Below are 23,031 nucleotides of genomic sequence, written 5' to 3' on the forward strand. Positions count from 1 at the left end.
TTGTTGATAACTTAATTGAGTCGTAAATTTGTAAAACAAAACTAACAACAAATGAGCGGATTTTTTAAATCTTCAATTGGTAGAAAGTATGCGATGGCGCTTTCTGCTTTATTTTTAATGTTTTTTCTACTTCAGCATTTTGCTATTAATGTTTTATCGGTGTTTAGTCCAAACGCGTTTAATGAGGCTTCTCATTTTATGGGTACTTTTTGGGCGGTACAGTATTTATTACAACCGATATTAATTTTTGGAGTAATGTACCATTTTATTATGGGCTTTATTTTAGAATTTAAAAATAGACAAGCAAGGGTTGTAAAGTATGCAAAAAACAATGGAGCGGCTAATTCTAGCTGGATGAGTAGAAACATGATTTATAGCGGTTTAGCTATCCTTGGTTTCTTAGTATTACATTTTATTGATTTCTGGTTACCAGAAATAAACACCAAATACATCCAAGGCGATATGTCTGGATTGTTAGCGGATGGTGAAGGTTTTCGTTATTACGAAGAGCTTACACACAAGTTTGTTAACCCAATAAGAGTTGGCGCTTATGTTTTGGCATTTGTGTTTTTATCTTTACACCTTATGCACGGATTTAGTTCTGCGTTTCAATCTTCTGGAGTTAGCTCTATGAGAAAACAAAAGCTTCAGGCTTTTGGTAAGGCTTATGCTATAATAATTCCTTTAGGATTTATTTTTATAGCCCTTTTTCATCATTTTAATCATTAATAATATAGTATCATATGTCTGTATTAGATTCTAAAGTACCTAAAGGCCCGCTTAAAACAAAGTGGACCGATTATAAAAACCACATAGATTTAGTTAACCCTGCTAACAAACGTAATATAGATGTTATAGTTGTTGGTACTGGTTTGGCTGGTGGTTCTGCTGCTGCTACGTTAGCGGAGTTGGGCTACAACGTTAAAACATTTTGCTACCAAGATTCTCCGCGTAGAGCGCACTCTATTGCTGCACAAGGTGGTATAAATGCAGCAAAAAATTATCAAGGAGATGGAGATTCTACCTACCGTTTATTTTATGATACAATTAAAGGTGGTGATTACCGTTCTCGCGAAGCAAACGTTTATCGTTTGGCTGAGGTATCAGCAAATATAATAGACCAGTGTGTTGCTCAAGGTGTTCCTTTTGCACGTGATTACGGTGGTTTGTTAGATAACCGTTCTTTTGGAGGCGTATTGGTTTCAAGAACTTTTTACGCTAAAGGACAAACAGGACAACAGTTATTATTGGGAGCATATTCTGCAATGAACAGACAAATTGCGCGTGGTAAAATTACTCCGTTCAATCGTCATGAAATGCTAGACGTTGTAAAAGTAGACGGTAAAGCTCGTGGTATTATTGCTCGTAACTTGGTTACTGGTGAAATAGAACGTCATTCTGCTCATGCAGTAGTAATTGCCTCTGGTGGTTATGGTAATGTTTATTTCTTATCTACCAATGCAATGGGTTCTAATGCAACAGCAGCCTGGAAAATACATAAAAAGGGGGCGTTTTTTGCAAACCCTTGCTATACGCAAATTCACCCAACTTGTATTCCTCGTTCAGGAGACTATCAGTCTAAATTAACTTTGATGTCTGAGTCTTTACGTAACGATGGACGTATTTGGGTGCCTAAAAATATTGAAGATGTTAAAGCAATTCGTGAGGGTAAGAAAAAGCCAACCGATTTGTCTGAAGATGAAAGAGATTATTACTTAGAAAGAAGATATCCTGCATTTGGTAACCTGGTACCACGTGATGTTGCATCTAGAGCGGCTAAAGAACGTTGTGATGCTGGTTACGGTGTAAATGCAACGGGTGAAGCTGTTTATTTAGATTTTGCATCAGCTATTGAGCGTTATGGTAAAGAGCAAGCAAAAATTCACAATATTCAAAATCCATCTAAACAAAAAGTTTACGATTTAGGTAAGGCTATAGTTGAGGCTAAATACGGTAACTTGTTCCAGATGTATGAGAAAATTGTAGATCAAGATCCATACAAAACGCCAATGATGATATATCCTGCAGTTCACTACACAATGGGTGGTGTATGGGTAGATTACAATTTAATGACTACTGTAGACGGTTTATACTGTATTGGTGAGGCTAACTTCTCTGATCACGGTGCAAACAGGCTTGGAGCTTCTGCTTTAATGCAAGGTTTAGCAGATGGTTATTTTGTGTTGCCTTACACAATTGGTGATTATTTATCTCACGAGATTAGAACAGGTAAAATACCTACTAACACACCAGAGTTTGATGCTGCTGAAAAAGAGGTTAAAGATAAAATTGATTTCTTTGTAAATAACAATGGTAAGCATTCTGTAGATTATTACCACAAGAAATTAGGTAACATAATGTGGGAGAAATGCGGTATGTCTCGTAACGCAGAAGGCTTAAAAGAAGCTATGGCAGAGATTAAGGCATTACGCGAAGATTTTTATAAAAACGTAAGTGTTCCTGGTAATGCAAATGAATTAAATGCCGAGTTAGAAAAAGCTGGACGTGTTGCAGACTTCTTAGAGCTAGGTGAGTTATTTGCTAAAGATGCACTTGTTAGAGAAGAATCATGTGGAGGACACTTTAGAGAAGAATCTGTAGAGTTAGATGGAGAACAAAAAGGAGAGGCAAAGCGTAATGATAAAGAGTTTGCATTTGTTTCTGCATGGGAATATAAGGGAGAACCTGGCGAGGCTGTACTTCATAAAGAGGAGCTAGAGTTTAATGAAATTGAATTAAAACAACGTTCATACAAATAAGATAGGCATTATGAATTTAACACTTAAAATTTGGCGTCAAAAAGACGCTCAGTCGAAAGGTAAGATGGTCGATTATAAAGTGACTGAGATCTCAGAACATATGTCTTTCTTGGAAATGATGGATGTTTTAAACGAGCAATTAATTAATTCTGGTGAAGAGCCAGTAGCTTTTGATCACGACTGTCGTGAGGGTATTTGTGGAATGTGCTCTATGTTTATAAATGGTGAAGCGCACGGTCCAGATAGAGGAGTTACTACTTGCCAGTTGCATATGCGTATGTTTAAAGATGGTGATACAATTACTATAGAGCCTTTTAGAGCAAAAGCTTTTCCTGTTTTAAAAGATTTAGTTGTAGATAGAGGTGCTTTTGACCGTATACAGCATGCAGGTGGTTATATATCTGTAAACACTTCTGGTAATACGCAAGATGCTAATGCTATTCCTATTTCTAAACACGCTGCAGATGAAGCTATGGATGCTGCAACTTGTATTGGTTGCGGTGCTTGTGTGGCAAGTTGCAAAAACTCTTCAGCTATGTTATTTGTTGGCGCTAAAGTATCTCAATATGCATTATTACCACAAGGACAAGTAGAGGCTGTAGACCGTGTTAAAAATATGGTTGCTCAGATGGATTTAGAAGGTTTTGGTAACTGTACCAATACTGGAGCTTGTGAAGTAGAATGTCCTAAAGGAATTTCTTTAGAAAACATTGCACGTATGAACCGTGAGTTTTTAGCTGCAAATATTAAAGGTTAAGCTATACGCTACTACTATAAAATTAAAAATCCCAAGTTGTTACAACTTGGGATTTTTTTATTCCTCTTAGTTCTATTTTGCGTAATTTGGAATATAAGTGTTTCCTGTTACAATAGCTTCTAAGTCTTTTTCTATGCTTATTATTGGGGATTCTACAATTCGGTTTACTTCCTTACCATTTTTGTACAAAATAAAAGTAGGCACACGTGTAATATTTAACCCTTTTTCTTCTCCTCCGGGACTTTTTTTATAGTTGTTCTTGGCGTTGTCTACCGCAACAATACTAAAATTTTCCATTGGAAAATTTGCGGCTTCTAGTACTTTGTAAAAAGGAGGTGTTTCTCTTTTGCTATCTCCGCACCAAGTGCCCATAAACGCAACAATTTTGTAATGTTTAAGTTCTTTTTCTATACGTTTAATGGTTTCTGTATCTACCTTATAATTATTGTAATTTGGTGTAAACCAATTTGCAAAGGTGTTTTTTGTTAAGTCTGATTTGCTAATTTTTCCTAATAGTCGCTCTTTGTTGTTGTGGTCTTTTGGTACTTGTGCAGATACAACCATTGTAAAAAATAACAATACTAAAATTTGTGTGGTGTGTTTAATGTTTTTCATTCTAATAATATTTAGTACGTAATTTACGTGCCTTTATCGAGCAAATCAAGCGTTTTAAGCCTATTTTAATATAATTTAATGTAAACTTATCTGTTAATTATATATTTTGTATTAAAGGGCTTTAGTTTTGTTTGCTGTTAGAATAAAAAAGGAGCTACATTTATTAAAATGTAGCTCCTTTTAATGTCTTCAGTTTAAACTCATTTATGAGAACATAAATAGTTTTTTCGTTAAGCTAATAACTCCAGAAAAGAAACTTTTCTTGTAAATTACTTTCTCTGATGTTGGGTAAATTTGGGTATTCATAATCTAGGTTGTTAAAAGTTTTAATTTGGGGTTAAACTTATTATACTTTGTAAATATATATTTGATAGTTATAATTTTAAAACAATTGTTGTATAACTAAACTTTTGTGTTGTATAACTACATTTTTTGCCTAAATATCCATCTCAGGAACTTCGCCATTTATAATTAATGTGCCTTTAGTTGCTTGTTTTATTTGGTCTACTGTTACGCCAGGAGCTCTTTCTAAAAGTAAGAATCCATCTTTTGTGACCTCTAAAACTGCTAAGTTTGTTACTATTTTTTTTACGCATCCCACACCAGTTAGGGGTAAGGTGCATTTATCTAGTAATTTAGATTCTCCTGCTCTGTTTGTATGCATCATTGCAACAATAATATTTTCTGCAGATGCAACTAGGTCCATTGCTCCTCCCATACCTTTTACCATCTTTCCAGGTATTTTCCAGTTTGCTATATCGCCATTTTCTGCAACTTCCATAGCACCTAAAATTGTAAGGTCTACATGTTGGCCTCTTATCATACCAAAACTTGTTGCAGAGTCAAAAAATGAAGCGCCTGGCAAAGTTGTTATAGTTTGCTTGCCAGCATTAATGATATCGGCATCTTCTTCGCCTTCAAAAGGAAAGGGCCCCATACCTAAAACTCCATTTTCACTCTGAAACTCAACACTTATATTGTTATTTACAAAATTGGCAACTAAAGTAGGTATGCCAATACCCAGATTTACATAAAATCCGTCTTGTACTTCCTTTGCTATTCGTTTAGCTATTCCGTTTTTATCTAGCATAATAGTTACTATAAAATTGAATATTTTTATTTTGATAAGCTACCTGCGTCTTATCATATATTTGTTAAAGGCGTTTGTAGCACTACTTTCTACAGTCATAAATATTATGGGAATACCTACTGCAACTGTTCCGATAGCGCCAAAAATAGACCATAAGATTATTGCAGTGACAAGGCCAATTACGGCGCCTATTACTATTAGTTTTTTGTCTTGTACTGCGGTAATTTTATTTATATGTACTTTTTCTTTAGAATTACAACTTGAGCAATTAGCATCAAAACTATCACCAATTTTCATATGTAAATCTCCTCTGGTTGCAATTACTGGTGTGTAGTAATTTGTTGCTTTGCAAGAAGGGCATCTATATGCTAATTTCATATGCTATGTTACTATTTGGTTCTTACAGTGCGTTGCTCTATTCTTTTTTGATAATCTTTTCCTTGAAAAATACGTTGTACAAATATTCCTGGAACGTGAATTTCGTTTGGGTCTAAGCTTCCGGCTGGTAGTAATTCTTCAACCTCTGCAACAGTTATTGTAGCTGCGCCACACATTACTGCATTAAAGTTACGTGCTGTTCCTTTAAATATAAGATTACCAGCTTCATCACCCTTCCAGGCTTTTACAAAAGCAAAATCTGCTTTAGCAGCTTCTTCTAAAACATACATTTTACCATTAAACTCCCTTGTTTCTTTACCTTCTGCTACCTCTGTGCCGTAACCTGCTGGTGTATAGAATGCTGGAAAACCAGATTGAGCTGCTCTACATTTTTCTGCTAAGGTACCTTGTGGTGTTAACTCTACTTCTAGTTCGCCACTCAACATTTGTCTCTCAAACTCATCATTTTCCCCTACGTATGAAGACACCATTTTTTTTACTTGTCTTTTTTGTAGTAGTAAACCAAGTCCAAAATCGTCTACACCTGCATTATTAGAGATACAGGTAATGCCTTTAACGTTTAGGTTTACTAGTTCTTGTATTGCATTTTCTGGTATGCCGCATAATCCAAAACCACCAACCATAAAAGTCATATTGTCTTTTACACCTTTTAATGCTTCTTTAACGTTTGTTACTGTTTTTCTAATCATTTTAAATAAGAATTAGTTAAAAATCAAGATCGTCTATATCGTCGTCCACACGTTGGTCTTGTTGCATTTCTTTTCTAACCTTGTCGCAATCTACATTTATAGATAAGTCTTTTGGTTTAGTAAATGCTTTGTCTGATATACCCAAATCTTTATTTGCGTAGTTTGCTTTCATATACATACCCCAAATTGGTAAAGCCATAGCTGCACCTTGGCCATAGGTTATACTTTTAAAATGTGTTGCTCTATCTTCGCCGCCAACCCAAACACCAGTAACTAGGTTTGGTACCATACCCATAAACCAACCATCACTTTGGTTTTGTGTAGTTCCTGTTTTACCAGCAATAGGATTGCTAAGTTCATAAGGGTAGCCAGTCATAACTTCTTTGTAGTCTCTTCTGTTCGCTTGATATTTATGTCTTAGCCTTGTTCCTGAGCCACCTTGGGTAACACCTTCCATTAAATTTACAACGGCATAAGCAACGTCTTTACTCATAACATCTCTTGTTTCTGGGGTGTACTCGTATAACACAGTGCCGTTTTTATCTTCAATTCTTGTAACCATTACAGGTTTTACATATACGCCTTGGTTTGCAAATGCGCCATATGCGCCAACCATTTCATACACACTCATATCTGCCGTACCTAAAGCAATAGAAGGTACTTCTGGTAATTCTTTAGAAATGCCTAATTTTTTTGCCATTTGTACTACTGGCGCAGGTCCAACTTCATCTATTAATTTTGCAGTAACAGAGTTTACGGAATTTGCTAATGCGTGTTTAAGCGTCATCATTTTTCCTGAATACTTGCCATCTGAGTTTTTAGGACACCAAGCGTCTGTATTACCGTGTTTTCCAGCTGCAATACAATGTTGAGTGTCCATAATAGAATCACATGGAGATAAACGCAATTGGTCTATAGCGGCAGCATACACAAACGGTTTAAATGTAGAACCAGCTTGTCTAGATCCGCTATACACATTGTCATACTGAAAATACTTATAGTTTATACCGCCAACCCAAGCTTTAACGTGTCCTGTTTGTGGTTCCATAGACATCATAGCTGTTCTTAAAAAAGATTTGTGATATCTAATAGAGTCCAAAGGAGACATTACGGTGTCTTTGTTTTTTGTTTTGGTTGTCCAGCTAAAAACCTTCATTGGAATTGGCTTTTTAAATGCAGCTCTTATTTCTTTTTCAGATTTTCCGTTTCTCTGCATAGATCTCCAGCGGTCTGAAGTTTTCATACCTCTTTCCAATATTCTATTTACCTCGTCTTTATTTAGGTCTAAAAATGGAGCAGTTTTATTACGTTCTGGTGTGTTTTGAACAAAAAACTCAGCCTGTAGCTTTGTCATGTGCTTTTCTACAGCTACTTCTGCGTTTTTCTGCATTCTAGAGTCAATAGTGGTGTAAATTTTTAAACCGTCTAAAAATAAGTTCCATTTGTCGCGTTCTCCTTTTAATGCAGGCTTAGGGTTTTTCTTTGCCCAATCGCTCATAAACCCTTGTAAGTACATTCTAAAATATGTTGCAAGACCTTCTTTATGGTTTTCTGGAGAAAAGTTAAGACTTAGCGGTGTTTTTTGTAATGAGTCTTTTTCCTTTTGAGTAATGTAGCCGTATTTAGCCATTTGTGCTAACACTACATTTCTACGATTTAAAGTTCCTTTTGGGTTTCTTTTAGGAGTAGGGTTGTACAAAGATGAGTTTTTAAACATACCTACAAGCATAGCAGATTCTTTAACGTCTAAATCTTTTGGCTCTTTACCAAAGTAAATACGAGAGGCAGAACGTATACCGTCTGCATTGTTACCAAAATCATAGATGTTAAAATACATTGCTATAATTTCTTCTTTAGTGTATTGGCGCTCTAAACGTGTTGCAATAACCCATTCTTTAATTTTTTGAGTGTAACGTTGCCATCCTCTTGCTGCTTGGCCAGTAAACAATTGCTTTGCTAACTGCTGAGAAATTGTACTAGCGCCTCCTTTTTTTCCTAAATAGAAAAATGCTCTTAAAGTACCACGAGCATCTATGCCAGAATGCTCAAAATAACGTGCATCTTCGGTGGCAACTAAAGCATCTACTAAATGTTTTGGTAATTGTTCGTATGCAACATCTGTTCTGTTGTCTTCATAATAGTACTTGCCTAATAACTCACCATCTGAGGAGATAATTTGACTAGCTAAATTTGTTTGAGGATTCTCTAAGCGTTCAAAATCTGGTAACTCGCCAAAAGCATTCATAGATGCTAACAAAAATATAAGCACTACAGATATAATACCTACAACAAATAATATCCAAAACCATTTAATAAACTTAAAAAACGGTTTACTTTCTTTTTTCTTTACAGCCTTTGCCATTGCTATTCTTTAATTTTTTCTATTTGATACCCAACATCAGTGATGCCTTCTAAATTTACTATGCCGTTTACATTACCATTTTTACGCATAGCTTGTGATATTTGTAATGTATATACGCCGTTTTCTGGGAAAACGATGTTTTCTTTAAGCCAGAGCTTATTTTCCTTTACGCTTCCATTGCCTTTGCCTAGCCACTCACCATTTGGTTTAGCCATTTGGTATTCTAGGGTGTCTTTTATAACGGTTCCGTTTGGGAAACTTAACTCTGATATTAAAAATAAGTTGCTGTAAGGAAATGTATTATCATTTCTTAGGTTGATAAATACATTATACCTGCTAATGGTATCTGGTGCATTAAATGAAAAACTCATTATTTCATCTTTATTCCAAACGCCATTTTTAGTTGCCTTGTATTTGGTTTCTACAATATTAGAGTTGCAGGCACCTAAGAGTGCAAGTAAAAAAATGATAAAACTATTTCTTAGCATTTTTTGAAGGTCTTTTTTTGTTAGGGTTGCTGTTGCTATTTTGGTTGTTATTTTTTTTGTTAGTAACAGGTCTTTTTTTAGCCGGACTTTTAGCGTTGTTGCTCTTGCTGTTAGGGTTAGGCTTTGGTTTATGTCTTTTGCTATTTGGATTGTTGTTGTTGTTGTTGTTGTTGTTGTTGTTGTTGTTGTTGTTGTTGTTGTTGTTGTTGTTGTTGTTGTTGTTGCGTTTTTTATTATTGTTGCGTCTCTTTTTGTTAGACTTTTTTGGTTTGTCAAAACGAGTTAAACTGTCTTGGCCAACAACATTTTCAAACACCATTGCTTTTTCTTCAACAATGTTTTCTAAGGCATAATCTTCTAAGCTAACAATTTTTTCTTTTTGCTTGTTAAGTGCAACAAGTTCATTTACTTGATCTTTGGTAAGCATATGCCAGTTTGCTGCATCGTCTTTGTAAGAGAACCATAACATCTCTTTAAAAATGTCTGTTTTTTGACAGTATGCAACACCTTTTTCAGTAAATATTTTAGTGTCTTGACTAGGAAAATCCTTTAAGGCATCTAAATACACATCTAACTCATAGTTTAAGCAACATTTTAGTTTGCCACATTGGCCAGCTAACTTTTGAGGATTAAGAGACAATTGTTGGTAGCGTGCTGCAGCGGTACTAACAGATCTAAAGTCTGTTAACCAAGTAGAACAGCATAACTCTCTGCCGCAAGACCCAATACCTCCTAAGCGTTGTGCTTCTTGTCTGTAGCCAATTTGGCGCATTTCTATACGTATAGAAAATGCTTTGGCCATATCTTTTATTAACTGTCTAAAATCTACCCTGTCTTCTGCTGTGTAATAAAATGTAGCTTTAGAGCCATCTCCTTGAAACTCAACATCAGATATTTTCATTTGCAAGTTAAGAGCAATTGCAATTTCCCGGGCTCGTTTTTTAATGGCTTCTTCTCTATCCCTGCAATTTTGCCACGTATCTACATCTTTTTGACTAGCTTTTCGGTATAGTTTTAAAATGTCATCACTGTCTATAGCAACTTTCTTCTTTTTCATTTGTACTCTTACAAGTTCCCCTGTAAGTGTTACCATACCAACGTCATAACCAGATTTTGCTTCGGTTACTACTAAGTCTCCAATTGCTAGAGATAATTTATCTGTGTTTCTAAAAAATTCTTTTCTACTATTTTTAAAGCGTACCTCTACGCAATTAAAAGGCTCTGCCCCGTTTGGCAACGACATGTTAGAGAGCCAATCAAAAACCGTTAATTTATTACAGCCATCTGTTCCGCAAGTACCATTGTTCTTACATCCTTTTGGTTGGCCGTCTTTACCAGTTGAACAACTGCTACAACCCATATTATATATATTGATTTGACTAAAAAAGTAAAGCTACTTCTTGTCAAAAAAGGTTCATATTAATTTACTTAACCGTAAAGATACTATTTTTAAGTTGAAATAAATAAGACAGTAGTTTATTGTAAAATGTTAATTATTTAAACTGAGTAAAATAGTTTTATGTTGGTAGTTATTTTGGTACAAAAAAGCTGCTAAAAACAAGTGTTTTAGCAGCTTTTTATTTTTGGCTTTATGTTTTTTAAAATCTATTTTTTGTACCTTAATACTTCAGATCTTCCTTTTTTGAAAATTTTATTACTTACTGTTTTGCCACGTCTAAGCTCTTTTTGTGTTTCATATGGTAATGCGTGTATGTCTTTACATTCTGTAGAGCAGCAATTGTTCATTTCTGTAGCGCATTTTTCACATTGTATAAACAGCAAATGGCAGGCCTCATTAGCACAGTTTACGTGCGTGTCACAAGGATCTCCGCATTGGTGGCAGTTTGCAATAACATCATCTGTAATGCGCTCACCGCGTCTATGATCAAAAACAAAGTTTTTACCAATAAACTTATTTTCTAGGTTTTTGTTGGTTACTTGTCTTGTATATTCAATAATACCGCCTTCTAGTTGGTAAACGTTTTTAAAGCCTTTATGTTTGTAGTAGGCACTTGCTTTTTCACAACGTATGCCGCCTGTACAATACATTACTAGTTTTTTATCTTCTTTGTGGTCTTTTAAATCATTTTCTATAATATCTAAAGAGTCTCTAAAAGTATCTACATCTGGAGTAATAGCGTTTTTAAAGTGACCAATTTCACTTTCGTAATGGTTACGCATATCTACCAAAACGGTATTTGGATCTTCAATAAGTTCGTTAAATTTTTCGGCATTAACGTGTACCCCTTTGTTTGTTACATCAAAAGCATTGTCGTTTAAACCATCTGCAACTATTTTATTGCGCACTTTTACCTTCAATTTTAAAAAAGACATATTGTCTTGTTCAATAGCAATATTTAAGCGTACATTTTCTAAAAATGTAATACTATCTAAATGTGCTTTAAAGGCATTAAAGTTTTCTGCAGGAACAGATAATTGAGCGTTTATGCCCTCTGTTGCTACATAAATACGACCAAGAACTTCTAATTGGTCCCAAGTTATAAATAGGTGATCTCTAAATAAAGAGGTGTTGCCAATGTGCGCATATTTATAGAAAGAAATGGTTAGGCGTTCCTTACCAGCCTCTTCAATTAGGGCTGCTCTTTCTTTGGCGCTTAATGTATTGTACAGTTGCATGCTATACTAATTTAATTAAGTTAAAGAATAGCGGCAAAGCTATAAAATATTGAGGTTTTGGGCAACAAAAAAGGGTTATAACACAAAGTTAAACCCTTTTTAGATGCTTTTTCCAACTTAACCAACAAAGCGGAAAAATAAACCTGCCTTAAAAATGTATAATTTTAGGGCGCCTTCGTTTTAAGATTGAAGGTGAACACACCTTGTAGATGCAGCTTTGGTAAAAAGGTTGCGTAGGCATTGTATTATGACAAAAGAAATGGTAATTTAGCGGTACAAACACTATTAGAAATGAGCAACGAAAAAGAAGCAAAATTAAAAGCGTTAAAATTAACTTTAGACAAGCTAGATAAGACTTACGGTAAGGGTTCTGTAATGAAAATGGGAGATAAAGTTGTAGAAGATGTAGCTGTTATATCTTCTGGATCTTTAGGGTTAGACATTGCCTTAGGCGTAGGAGGTTATCCTCGTGGTAGAGTTATAGAAATATATGGACCAGAATCTTCTGGTAAAACAACATTAACGTTGCATGCTATTGCAGAGGCTCAAAAAGCTGGTGGTATTGCTGCTTTTATAGATGCAGAGCACGCTTTTGATCGTTTTTATGCAGAAAAACTAGGAGTAGATATAGATAATTTAATTATTTCTCAGCCAGATCATGGTGAGCAGGCTTTAGAAATTGCAGATAATTTAATTAGGTCTGGTGCTATTGATATTGTTATTGTAGATTCTGTTGCTGCTTTAACACCTAAAAGTGAAATTGAAGGTGAAATGGGTGACTCTAAAATGGGCTTACATGCAAGACTAATGTCACAAGCATTGCGTAAACTAACAAGTTCTATTAGTAAAACAAATTGTACGGTAATTTTTATTAACCAGTTAAGAGAAAAAATTGGTGTTATGTTTGGTAACCCTGAGACTACTACTGGTGGTAATGCTTTAAAGTTTTATGCTTCTGTGCGTTTAGATATAAGAAGATCTACACAAATTAAAAATACAGATGGTGACGTGCAAGGTAACAAAACACGTGTAAAAGTTGTTAAAAACAAAGTTGCACCACCGTTTAGAACTACCGAATTTGATATCATGTATGGAGAAGGTGTTTCTAAGGTTGGAGAAATTTTAGACCTGGGTGTGCAATATGAAATTATAAAAAAGAGTGGTTCTTGGTTTAGTTATGGTGATACAAAACTTGGTCAGGGTAGGGATGCTGTTAAAAATATTTTAGCAGATAACCCAGAATTGCTTGAAGAGTTAGAGGTTAAAATTAAAGAAGCAATTAAGGCAGTTACAGCTTAATTTTTTATCTTAAAATATATCTTTATAAACCTTTAAAAAGGTTTAAGTATACAAAATCCCGATTTTTTCGGGATTTTGTCGTTTTTAACGCAACCCTACCAAATAATAATCATCTAGATAACAACAATATAATTAATTACATTATGAAAAAAAGTTTAAGTATTTTAATGCTTTTGGTAATAAGCTTTTCTTTTAACGCTTGTTCTTTAGATGATGATGATGATACTAATTTTAAATATGTAAATTTAAAGGTGCTTAGCGCAGAGGTACCAGAGTCTTTTGATTTTGGAGAGAGATATACCATTTATGTTACCTATGCTAAGCCTAATGCTTGTACTTATTTTGAGGGTTTTGACATTCATAAACATCAACTTACAGAAAGAGAAGTGTATCCTATTGGTACAGAATTAATAGGTAATGATAATTGCCAAGCAAGTACAGAAGAGGTAGAAGTAAATTTTGATTTTGAAGTAATTTACAAAGAAGATTATTTGTTTAAATTTTGGACAGGACAAAATGAAGACGGAGAAGACCAGTATATAGAGTTTACAGTACCAGTAAACCAATAAACTATTTTATAACCAACCATTTTATTTTTTTTGGACTTAAATGAAACTATACATAACTGTGTAAAAGGCAATAGAGCTGCACAAGAGCAACTTTACCGCCATTACGCACCTATGCTTTATGGTGTTTGTTTAAAATATTCAAAAAATAAAGAAGAGGCAGAAGACAATTTACATGATAGTTTTATGGTCATTTTTAATAAAATTGGTCAGTTTAAGTTTAATGGTTCTTTTGATGGATGGATAAAACGAATTACCGTTAATACTGTTTTACAGAAATACAGGAAGGAAACCTACGTAGCTATAAAAGAAGAAGAAAAAATAGAGGAGCCTGTAGTGGTTGAGGTAGAGGAAGACACACCTTCTTTGTCAATGCTATTAAGTTACATACAAGAGTTGCCGTACAAATACAGAACCACGTTTAATTTATATGTGCTAGATGGTTATACACATAAAGAAATAGGAGATTTGTTGGGTACAACGGCAGGCACATCTAAATCTAACTTAGCAAGAGCGCGACAAATTTTAAAGGATAAAATAGAAAAAACAAAGCTAAAAATAGTAGTTGCAATAGTGCTATTTTGTTGGTTGCAATTTTAATAGCAATTGGTATATAAATATTAAAATGAGTAAAGAAAATTTAGATAAGCTATTCCAGGATAAGTTTAAAGACTTTGGAGAAATGCCAGATGATAAAGTTTGGCAGCGGCTAAATGCGTCTTTAGACGATAAGAAAAAAGATAGGTTTGTAATTCCTATCTGGTGGAAACTTGGCGGAATAGCTGCTGTTTTTGCTTTGTTGTTTTTTGCGGTAAAGCCTTTTTTTATGGCTGATGATGCAATAGTGCCTGCAATTACAGATACAGAAAAGGTATTGCCTAATACAAATGCAGAAATTGTAGATAAGAATGCAAAAATAAATGGAGAGGACACTACTAGTAAGAACAATATTAATTTACCTATTAATGAAGGTTCTGTTGTAACTACTACAAATAAAGAACACGTTAATAATGCATCTGTAACCAATAAGAACAAAGCTAATACTTTTACAGCTACACAAAAACATAAAGTAACAAGAGAAAAAGCTACAACTTTATTAACTGTTAAAAACAGAGAGAATAGTGTTATTGCAGCTGCTTTAGTTAAAAATGCGGCAAAGCACAACAAAGAATTAGGTAAGGTAGATAGTGTTGAAACAAAATCAACACCAAACCTAAAAGAAGAAAAAGAACAATTTTTTTCTAAAGAAATAGAAGAAGCAGTTGTAAGTGCAGATACTATTGGTAAAAAATCTATTTATGATGCCATAAATGAGACCGAAGAAAAAGCTGTTGCGTCTGTAAAAAAAGACAAGTGGTCTGTAGGTGCTAATGTGGCGCCAGTATATTTTAATTCTTTAAAAGATGGTTCTCCTGTAGACCCTAGTTTTGTATCAAACTCAAAGTCTGGTAATGTAAATATGAGTTACGGTGTAACTGTAGCTTATACTGTAAATAAGAAATTAAGTATACGCTCTGGTGTACATAAGGTAGACTATGGCTACAATACCAATAATGTTTTTTTTAAGTCTGCTTTTGATCCTAAAAGTAATAGTATGGTTAATACAATAGATTACAGTTCAAATGCAGAAAGTATAGTTATACAAACAGATTCAGATGCACTTTTAGTACCGAGCAGTCCAAAATCAGAGGAATTTAGTTATGCAAATAAAAGTACTAGTAGAGAGGGTAAAATGGTACAGCAATTTGGGTATTTAGAGGTTCCTTTAGAGCTTAATTATGCGCTTACAGAGGGTAAATTTGGTGTAAACCTGATAGGCGGTGTAAGTTCTTTGTTTTTAGTAGATAATTCTATTTCCTTAGAATCTGATGATTTAGTAACTAAAATAGGAGAGTCTAATAATATTAATAGTCTTAATTTTAGTACTAATGTTGGTTTTGGACTTAATTACATGTTTACGCCTAAAATGCAGTTAAGCGTAGAGCCAATGTTTAAATACCAATTAAATACATTTTCTAATAGCTCTGGAGATTTTCAGCCTTTTTCTGTGGGCGTTTATAGTGGTCTTAGTTTTAAGTTTTAAAAAGATATACCAGTTGGTTTTTTGCTTTGTAGCTCTTTAAGTATAACGTTTCGTACGTCTTCTCTTAATGTTGCTTTGTGCTCTTCATCTAACTCCTTGGTTTCAAAAAAGGAATGAATTTTTACGCGCAATAAACCTGGGCTTCCGCTAAAAAAAGTAAATGAAAAACGTTTTTTGCAGTCTAAAAATGTCATAGGCACAATAGGTATTTTATGGGCAATAGCCATTTTAAAAGCACCATCTTTAAACTCATCTAAAATAACATCTTCCTCTGGCACACCACCTTCAGGAAAAATACAAATACTTAGTCCTTGTTTTAATCTTCTTTGTGCACGCATATATACGGCGGTTCTACTTTTGGTATTACTACGGTCTACCATAATACACACACGTTTGTAAAAGAAGCCAAAAAGCGGAATTTTAACCAACTCTTTTTTACCCACAAACACAAAGGGGTTTCTGCTAGCACGGAGCATTAGCATAATGTCTAACATACTGGTGTGGTTTGCAACTAACATGTAGCTTTTCCCTTTTTCTATTTTTTGTTCTCTTTTTATTTGCTGTGGGCAACCCATACCCAGTAATATTGGTCTTGCCCAACAATTACGTGCCATCCAAAAAAAGTAAGGATACCATTTTTCTTTTATACAAAAGATAAATAATAACGGAAAAAATAAGAGTATAGGCAGTGCTACAAGTATATAAAACCAAATTCTGTATAGTAAATGACCTGTGTTTTTTAAAAGAGTGAACATAGCTTCAAAAATAGCAATTAATTAAAACTATGGTTAAAAAAGTTTACTTTTTAAATTGTAGTAAATTCAAAAAAAGCAAAAACCAAAATGTTGGTCTATTCTTCTATTTGCACTACCTTTGATTTTTACAATTATTTTAAATAAAATGGCAAGAGTTTTAACAGGAGTACAGAGCACAGGAGTGCCACATTTGGGGAATATTTTAGGGGCAATTATGCCAGCTATAGAAATGGCAAACGACCCTAAAAACGAATCTTTTCTTTTTATTGCAGATATGCATTCACTAACGCAAATAAAAAACGGAGAAGAATTACGTAACAACACCTATGCTGTAGCTGCTACCTGGCTTGCTTTTGGATTAGATATTGAAAAAACTGTTTTTTATAGACAAAGTGATGTTCCGCAAACCACAGAATTATCATGGTATTTAAGCTGTTTTTTTCCGTACCAAAGATTAACCTTAGCACATTCTTTTAAAGATAAAGCAGATAGGTTGGAAGATGTTAATGCTGGGTTGTTTACCTACCCTATGCTTATGGCGGCAGATATATTGTTGTATGACGCTGAGATTGTGCCTGTGGGTAAAGATCAAATGCAACATTTAGAAATTACTAGGGATGTAGCCTCTAGGTTTCATGCGCAACTAGGAGAAACATTTGTTTTACCACAAGGAAAAGTACAAGAGGAGTCTAAGTTTATTCCGGGTACAGATGGCGATAAAATGAGTAAGAGTAAGGGAAACTTAATTAATTTGTTTCAGACAGATAAAAAGTTGCGAAAACAAATTATGGGCATACAGACAGATAGTACACCAATGGAAGACCCTAAAGAGCCAGAAGGTGATAATGTTTTTGAACTGTATAAAATATTAGCAACACCACAACAGGTTGAAGAAATGCGTGCTAAGTATAAAGGAGGTAATTATGGTTACGGACACGCCAAGCAAGAGTTGTTTGAACTTATTGTAGACAAGTTTGCAGATGCACGTGAAAAGTACAATTACTATATGGATAATTTGGATGAGGTAGATGCTGCTTTAGCAAAAGGAGCAGCAAAAGCATCTGCAGTTGCAAATGAGGTATTAAATAGAGTAAGAGCAAAAGTTGGTTACTAACTTCTGCTCTTAAGCTACTGATGGTTATATTATTTAATAGAAATTAATTCTACATCAAAAATTAAAGCGGCGTAAGGAGGTATTTGGCCTCCTGCTCCTCTCTCACCATACGCTAGTTCTTGAGGAATATAAATTCGATATTTAGAGCCTACAGGCATTAATTGTAGAGCTTCTGTCCATCCTTTTATAACTTGTGATACGCCAAAAACTATAGATTCTTCACGTTGTATAGAACTATCAAAAATAGTTCCGTCTATAAGTTTACCCTCATAATGTACTTCTACTTCATCATCAGCAGTTGGTTTTGCTCCATTTCCTGCAGTTAATATCTCGTATTGTAATCCGCTTTCGGTAGTTTTTACACTTTCTCTTTTAGCGTTTTCTGCTAAAAATAGCTCACCCTCTTTACGCTGTTTTTTAGCTTCCAGTTCTTTTAGCTCAGAAATGTTTTTACGAATTAAATCACTAGCATCTACTTTAGCTATTTTTTCGTTGCCATTTAAAGTTTCTTCAAAAGCAACTGCAAAAACATCATAATTAATAGACTTTATGCCTACCATTTTAAGGTTACTTCCTATTTCAACACCAAATGCGTAACTAAATTTGTGTATACTGTCGTTTAGGTTTACTTCTTTGGCTTTTTTAAGCTCATTTAACTCATTTTTTAGGATAGAAGCTTCAGATTTTAAAGCGGCTACTTCCTTTATTAAGTCTTTCTTTTTTTGAGCATAACTAACGGTGCATATACAAAGAGCTAATGCTGCTACTACTAATTTTTTCATTTTTGTTTTCTAAATTTTCACTCAAAAATAACCAAAATCTGTAGTATTTCTTCAAGTCTAATTTTCTATTTAATAATTTATTAAAACAAACTACTTGGTATGTTGTGTAAAATTTTACAACAATAACCATTATATTTTTTAGGATTATTAGATATATTTATTAGACCAACAACTTTATTTATGTACAGCAAGCTATTGTTTACTTGGGCAGCAAACTAACTAGTTTGTTTATTTTAGATGGGTTAGTGCAGTATTAATGCTTTTTTTATAGTGATTTTATATAGCTTCAAACAATTTTCCGGGTAAGGGTCTAATAGCTCCTTTCATTTCCATATTAAGTAATGTAGACGAGGTTTTAAATACAGGAATATTACAAGCTATAGCAATAGTGTCTAGTAATTGTTTGCCTTCAGTTTGTAAAAAAGAGTGTATTTGTTGTTCTATCTCGGTGAGCTCTACAAACAATTGTTGTTGTGTAATTTTTGGCTCTTGTTTGGGTTGCCAATCTAACAAATAAACAACATCTGCAGCAGAGGTTATCATTTGTGCTTTTTGTTGCTTAATTAAGTTGTTGCATCCTAAGCTATATTTATCTTGCGCTCTGCCAGGAACTGCAAAAACCTCTCTGTTATAACCGTGTGCCATATCTGCTGTTACCAAACTGCCACCTTTTTCTGCAGATTCTATTACCACTGTAGCCTCACTTAGTCCAGCAATAATTCTGTTCCGCTTTAAGAAATTTTCGCGTTCTGGTGTGCTGGTACTCCAGAATTCTGTTAAAAATCCACCATTTTTTTCTATGTCTGCTGTGTATTTGCTATGTACTTTTGGATAAATTTGGTTTAAGCCATGGGCCAAGCAGCCAATGGTTTGCAAACCGTGTTTAATAGCTTCTTTTTGTATGCAAATGTCTACTCCGTATGCAAAACCACTTACAATAACAGGATTTAAAGGCGCTATATCTGCTATAAATTTTTCACAAAATGCTGTGCCATAGCTTGTAATTTTACGCGTACCAACTACACTAATTATTTTTCGGTTTTTTAGGTTGATATTACCTCTTTTAAACAGTAAAATAGGGGCATCTATAGCGTGTTTTAGATAATCTGGATACTCTTCATCTTTAAAATAGAGGGTTTCAATATTGTTTTTCTCAATATATTGAAGTTCTTCTTCTGCAGCATCTAAATGAGCTGTATCAAAAATATTTTTCAGTTTTAGTGTTCCAATGCCATCAATTTTTAAAAGATCTGCTTTTGAACTGCTAAAAATTTGCGAAGCGCTACCACAATGTGCAATTAATTTTTTAGCGGTTACGCTTCCAATATTAGGAATGCTCTGTAGTCTTAAAGTTGCAATTAATTCTGTTGTAGTCATTTAGAGGTGTTCTGTAATTGGCTACAAAATACAACAATTAAAATGTTAATAAAAAGTTATGCCAAATGTTAAAAGAAAGATGAATTTTTACAATATTTGCCACAATGCGAACAGAACAATATATTGAAGAATTATTATATAGGTACAACTGTGTTGTAATACCTGAGTTTGGGGCTTTTTTAACGCAAAAAAAATCTGCTGAACTGGATGAGGCTAGTAATACCTTTACGCCACCTACTAAGATAGTTTCGTTTAACCAACAAGTAAATTCTAATGATGGCTTGTTAATAACATATATTGCAACGGCAGAAAAATCTACTTTTGAAGTAGTTTTACAAGCGTTGACAAAGGAAGTTGAGCATTGGAAGAGAATGTTAAAATTGGGACAAAGAATTAAGTTTGGTTCTGTTGGTGAGTTGTTTTTAAATGAAGACCAGAAAATTCAATTTTTACCAGCTAACCAAGTTAATTACTTAACAACCTCTTTTGGTTTGTCAGCAGTAGTAGCATCACCAATTACTAGAGAAGTGTTAAAAGAAGAAGTGGTTACTTTAGAAGAGGAAGTACCATTTATTATAACACCAGAGAAAAGAAAAACTAAAACATTTAGACCTTATTTAAAATATGCAGCAATTGCGTTATTGGCAATTTCTACTGGTTTAACTGGTTTACGTTACTACAATACAACTGTTGCAATACAAGAAATTGCACAGCAAGATGCACAAGAGCAAATATCTAGAACTATACAAGAGGCAACCTTTTTTGATACTACACCTTTAGAGTTACCCTCTCTATCTTTAGATATTATTGCCAAGCCAGCATCACAAGAGCATTATGTAATTGCTGGTGCATTTAGAGTGCAAACAAATGCAAATCGTAAAATAGAAGAGCTAAAAGAACAAGGTTACAATGCTTTGTATGTTGGCGTAAACAAATATGGTTTGCACCAAGTAGCTTATGCTAGTTTTAGCGATGCTAACGAAGGTTTAAAATTTTTGCAAAAAATTAAATCAAGTGTATCTTCAGATGCTTGGTTACTTTCAGTAAAATAAAATATTTTCTTTTTTAAACTAAAAGCGCAGTATCTTTGCGCAAAATTTAAAAAATAGAGAATGCACACACCTAAAGATAGTAGAACAGTTATGACAGATTTGGTACTCCCTAGTGAGACCAATCCTCTAAACAACTTGTTTGGTGGCGAACTGTTAGCACGTATGGACAGGGCTGCAAGTATAGCTGCACGTAGACATAGCAGACGTATAGTTGTAACTGCATCTGTAAACCACGTAGCTTTTAACAGATCTGTTCCTGTGGGAAGTGTTGTTACGGTAGAAGCAGCTGTATCTAGAGCTTTTAAAACCTCTATGGAGATTTTTATTGATGTTTGGATAGAAGATAGGTTTAGCGGTGAAAAAACCAAAGCAAATGAGGCTATTTACACTTTTGTTGCTGTAGATGATACAGGGAAACCAACTGAAGTACCAGCATTAATTCCTGAAACTGATTTAGAAATTGAGCGTTTTGATGCTGCTTTACGTAGAAAACAATTAAGTTTAGTGCTTGCAGGTAAACTAAAGCCTAAAGATGCAACTGAATTAAAAGCAATATTTATAGATAAATAACAAATGGTATATTTTATGGTAGCTGATTAATAGTGTTTTAGTTGTAAAATTAATACTAATTGGTATTATAAAAATGTTTTTGTTATTTGCTGTATCTGTTTTAAGCCGTCTGGGTCTAACGCAGTCTTCAATTTGGTAAACTCTTCTGCCCATTTTGATGTTCTTTTGCGCAATGGCGGATGTTCATTCTCTGCTATGCTGGCAATAACTGTGGCAACTTCTAAAGGAGTTTGGTATGTATTTTCTGCTTCTTCATTAGCTCTACGTTGATTTCCTTCTAAATATTTAGCAAAAATTGGTTCGTATTCTCCAGTTGCAAATTGTCCGTTTATAGCTGTATTACTTATTGCAGATTTCATAAATTCGGTAGAAATACCACCAGGTTCTACTACGGAGAATTTTATATTAAAAGATGGGCCCACATACGTAGCCAAAGCTTCTATAAAACCCTCTACTGCAAATTTAGCAGCACAGTATAGCTCATTAAACGGCTGACCAATTAAACCGCCCACAGATGATACAGTAATTATACGCCCGGCTTTTTGTTTTCTCATATATGGCAAAACAGCTTTTGTGGCATACACAACACCTAGGTAGTTAACATTGTTAACCCATTCTATTTCTTCAGTAGAAGCCTGTTCTAATGTTTTAGCAAATCCTGCGCCTGCATTATTTATCAGTATATCTATTTTTTTATCTTTAGTAATAATGTATTCTACAGTTTTAGAAATTGTTTCCTGTTTGGTTACATCCAGTTCTAGAATTTCAATATCTAGATTTTCTTCTTTAATTTTTTGTTTTAATGTATTGCTTTTGTCTAGGTTCCGCATAGTTGCATAAACTTTATACCCCTGTTTAGCAAATACTAGAGCGGTTTCTAAACCTACTCCTGTTGATGTTCCTGTAATTAATACGTTTTTTTTCATACTTATTTGTTTTAATTGGATTGAATGTTCATTCCAAATTTTGGTTAAATTTTTTTTACTCTTTTATTGCGTCCCAAACCAAATTAATCTGGTTTTTTAAAGATTTATTGTTATTACCAGGCATATTTATCCACCTTAAATACGATAATATAGAACCTCCTATAAATTGTAGTAGCTCATCATTATCTATGTTTTTAATAATATGTTCTTTTTTTCCTTTTATAAGGAGAGCTATTGCACCTTCAATGGCATTGTAACCTACAGTTTTACTCTCGTTAGTTATTATTGGTGAAGCTTGTAATTGATCCATAAATCCAAAATACAATTTGTTTTTAGTGAAAAATTCTATTACAATAGTATAGTATTTTTCAAACTGAATTTTAACTGGTAAATCATTATTAAACACAGTATCTAAAACTTTTTTTTCTTCTTCTTTAATAGCTACGTAAATAGTATTAATTAGTACTTCTTTACTTTCAAAATAATTGTAAATAGTTCCCATACCTGTATTAGCTTTTTTTGCTATTGCAGAAACAGGTGTAGCGTGTATACCGTTTTCTACTAATAACTCTAAAGCTGCTTGTACTATGGTTTCTTTTTTATTCATAGGGCAAAGGTATAATTTTTGGAATATATATTCCAAATACCTCAATTAAAAATTTTGTTAAAAGTGTAAAAGCCTCTTTTTTTTTAGAAAAATGACAAACTAAT

At 33.9% G+C, this 23,031-nt stretch carries 23 protein-coding genes; 10 read left to right on the top strand and 13 right to left on the bottom strand.

What is annotated here, in order from left to right; all coding sequences use genetic code 11:
- The first annotated feature begins 51 nt into the window (after positions 1 to 51).
- The 3 genes from BFJ87_RS09565 to BFJ87_RS09575 are packed head-to-tail and all read left to right on the top strand — an operon-like array spanning position 52 to position 3,516.
- Positions 52 to 729: a succinate dehydrogenase cytochrome b subunit gene (locus BFJ87_RS09565; RefSeq protein WP_077403370.1), complete on the top strand. Its 678-nt coding sequence runs from the start codon at positions 52 to 54 to the stop codon at positions 727 to 729.
- A gap of 14 nt (positions 730 to 743) precedes the next feature.
- Positions 744 to 2,759, top strand: a complete 2,016-nt coding sequence (locus BFJ87_RS09570; RefSeq protein WP_077403372.1) for a fumarate reductase/succinate dehydrogenase flavoprotein subunit — start codon at positions 744 to 746, stop codon at positions 2,757 to 2,759.
- A 10-nt stretch (positions 2,760 to 2,769) separates the two neighbouring features.
- On the top strand, positions 2,770 to 3,516 hold the full coding sequence (locus BFJ87_RS09575; RefSeq protein WP_077403375.1) for a succinate dehydrogenase/fumarate reductase iron-sulfur subunit: 747 nt from the start codon (positions 2,770 to 2,772) through the stop codon (positions 3,514 to 3,516).
- A gap of 72 nt (positions 3,517 to 3,588) precedes the next feature.
- On the opposite strand, the gene BFJ87_RS09580 is transcribed toward BFJ87_RS09575, so the two are convergent.
- The 8 genes from BFJ87_RS09580 to trhO form a co-directional block, all read right to left on the bottom strand.
- Complete coding sequence (locus BFJ87_RS09580) at positions 3,589 to 4,131, bottom strand: thioredoxin family protein (RefSeq protein WP_077403378.1); 543 nt, start codon at positions 4,129 to 4,131, stop codon at positions 3,589 to 3,591.
- Positions 4,132 to 4,567: 436 nt separating this feature from the next.
- Positions 4,568 to 5,221 (bottom strand): 3-oxoacid CoA-transferase subunit B, encoded by a 654-nt coding sequence (locus BFJ87_RS09585; protein ID WP_077403381.1) that lies wholly within the window; start codon positions 5,219 to 5,221, stop codon positions 4,568 to 4,570.
- A gap of 39 nt (positions 5,222 to 5,260) precedes the next feature.
- Complete coding sequence (locus BFJ87_RS09590; protein WP_077403384.1) at positions 5,261 to 5,599, bottom strand: hypothetical protein; 339 nt, start codon at positions 5,597 to 5,599, stop codon at positions 5,261 to 5,263.
- A gap of 11 nt (positions 5,600 to 5,610) precedes the next feature.
- The gene (locus BFJ87_RS09595) at positions 5,611 to 6,309 is read right to left on the bottom strand and encodes a CoA transferase subunit A (protein ID WP_077403387.1); all 699 of its coding nucleotides are present in this window, start codon (positions 6,307 to 6,309) and stop codon (positions 5,611 to 5,613) included.
- Between the two features lie 16 nt (positions 6,310 to 6,325).
- Positions 6,326 to 8,671, bottom strand: a complete 2,346-nt coding sequence (locus tag BFJ87_RS09600) for a penicillin-binding protein 1A (protein WP_077403390.1) — start codon at positions 8,669 to 8,671, stop codon at positions 6,326 to 6,328.
- A gap of 2 nt (positions 8,672 to 8,673) precedes the next feature.
- The gene (locus tag BFJ87_RS09605; protein ID WP_077403393.1) at positions 8,674 to 9,159 is read right to left on the bottom strand and encodes a gliding motility lipoprotein GldH; all 486 of its coding nucleotides are present in this window, start codon (positions 9,157 to 9,159) and stop codon (positions 8,674 to 8,676) included.
- Positions 9,146 to 10,519 (bottom strand): PSP1 domain-containing protein, encoded by a 1,374-nt coding sequence (locus tag BFJ87_RS09610; protein ID WP_077403396.1) that lies wholly within the window; start codon positions 10,517 to 10,519, stop codon positions 9,146 to 9,148. The genes BFJ87_RS09605 and BFJ87_RS09610 overlap by 14 nt, the downstream gene beginning before the upstream one ends.
- A gap of 245 nt (positions 10,520 to 10,764) precedes the next feature.
- A complete protein-coding gene (trhO, locus tag BFJ87_RS09615; RefSeq protein ID WP_077403399.1) occupies positions 10,765 to 11,796 on the bottom strand; it encodes an oxygen-dependent tRNA uridine(34) hydroxylase TrhO in 1,032 nt (343 codons plus the stop codon).
- A gap of 291 nt (positions 11,797 to 12,087) precedes the next feature.
- Between trhO and recA the strand changes: the two genes are divergently transcribed.
- From recA to BFJ87_RS09635, 4 genes are all read left to right on the top strand, one after another.
- A complete protein-coding gene (gene recA, locus BFJ87_RS09620; RefSeq protein WP_077403498.1) occupies positions 12,088 to 13,095 on the top strand; it encodes a recombinase RecA in 1,008 nt (335 codons plus the stop codon).
- Positions 13,096 to 13,238: 143 nt separating this feature from the next.
- A complete protein-coding gene (locus BFJ87_RS09625) occupies positions 13,239 to 13,664 on the top strand; it encodes a hypothetical protein (RefSeq protein WP_077403402.1) in 426 nt (141 codons plus the stop codon).
- 30 nt (positions 13,665 to 13,694) lie between these two features.
- On the top strand, positions 13,695 to 14,261 hold the full coding sequence (locus tag BFJ87_RS09630) for an RNA polymerase sigma factor (protein WP_077403405.1): 567 nt from the start codon (positions 13,695 to 13,697) through the stop codon (positions 14,259 to 14,261).
- A gap of 25 nt (positions 14,262 to 14,286) precedes the next feature.
- Positions 14,287 to 15,744 (top strand): outer membrane beta-barrel protein, encoded by a 1,458-nt coding sequence (locus BFJ87_RS09635; protein WP_077403408.1) that lies wholly within the window; start codon positions 14,287 to 14,289, stop codon positions 15,742 to 15,744.
- Here the strand turns inward: BFJ87_RS09635 and BFJ87_RS09640 are convergent.
- Positions 15,741 to 16,499, bottom strand: a complete 759-nt coding sequence (locus BFJ87_RS09640; RefSeq protein ID WP_077403411.1) for a lysophospholipid acyltransferase family protein — start codon at positions 16,497 to 16,499, stop codon at positions 15,741 to 15,743. The two genes, BFJ87_RS09635 and BFJ87_RS09640, sit on opposite strands and share 4 nt — an antisense overlap.
- A gap of 145 nt (positions 16,500 to 16,644) precedes the next feature.
- Between BFJ87_RS09640 and trpS the strand changes: the two genes are divergently transcribed.
- Positions 16,645 to 17,613 (top strand): tryptophan--tRNA ligase, encoded by a 969-nt coding sequence (gene trpS / locus BFJ87_RS09645; RefSeq protein WP_077403414.1) that lies wholly within the window; start codon positions 16,645 to 16,647, stop codon positions 17,611 to 17,613.
- Between the two features lie 29 nt (positions 17,614 to 17,642).
- On the opposite strand, the gene BFJ87_RS09650 is transcribed toward trpS, so the two are convergent.
- Positions 17,643 to 18,395, bottom strand: a complete 753-nt coding sequence (locus tag BFJ87_RS09650; protein ID WP_077403417.1) for a BamJ family beta-barrel-assembly machinery protein — start codon at positions 18,393 to 18,395, stop codon at positions 17,643 to 17,645.
- Between the two features lie 276 nt (positions 18,396 to 18,671).
- Positions 18,672 to 19,772, bottom strand: coding sequence for a DNA-processing protein DprA (dprA, locus tag BFJ87_RS09655; protein WP_077403420.1), 1,101 nt, complete (start codon positions 19,770 to 19,772; stop codon positions 18,672 to 18,674).
- A gap of 104 nt (positions 19,773 to 19,876) precedes the next feature.
- On the opposite strand from dprA, the gene BFJ87_RS09660 reads away from it, so the two are divergent.
- Together BFJ87_RS09660 and BFJ87_RS09665 are read left to right on the top strand one after the other, a co-directional pair.
- Complete coding sequence (locus BFJ87_RS09660) at positions 19,877 to 20,824, top strand: HU domain-containing protein (RefSeq protein ID WP_077403423.1); 948 nt, start codon at positions 19,877 to 19,879, stop codon at positions 20,822 to 20,824.
- Positions 20,825 to 20,884: 60 nt separating this feature from the next.
- Complete coding sequence (locus tag BFJ87_RS09665; RefSeq protein WP_077403426.1) at positions 20,885 to 21,394, top strand: acyl-CoA thioesterase; 510 nt, start codon at positions 20,885 to 20,887, stop codon at positions 21,392 to 21,394.
- Between the two features lie 65 nt (positions 21,395 to 21,459).
- Here the strand turns inward: BFJ87_RS09665 and BFJ87_RS09670 are convergent, their stop codons facing one another.
- Positions 21,460 to 22,320, bottom strand: a complete 861-nt coding sequence (locus BFJ87_RS09670) for an SDR family oxidoreductase (protein WP_077403429.1) — start codon at positions 22,318 to 22,320, stop codon at positions 21,460 to 21,462.
- Positions 22,321 to 22,375: 55 nt separating this feature from the next.
- Entirely contained in the window at positions 22,376 to 22,927 is a 552-nt protein-coding gene (locus tag BFJ87_RS09675) for a TetR/AcrR family transcriptional regulator (RefSeq protein ID WP_077403432.1), read from the bottom strand.
- Positions 22,928 to 23,031 lie beyond the last annotated feature (104 nt).

This window comes from Cellulophaga omnivescoria (assembly GCF_001999725.1).
In the GTDB taxonomy this organism is placed as follows: Bacteria; Bacteroidota; Bacteroidia; order Flavobacteriales; family Flavobacteriaceae; genus Cellulophaga; species Cellulophaga omnivescoria.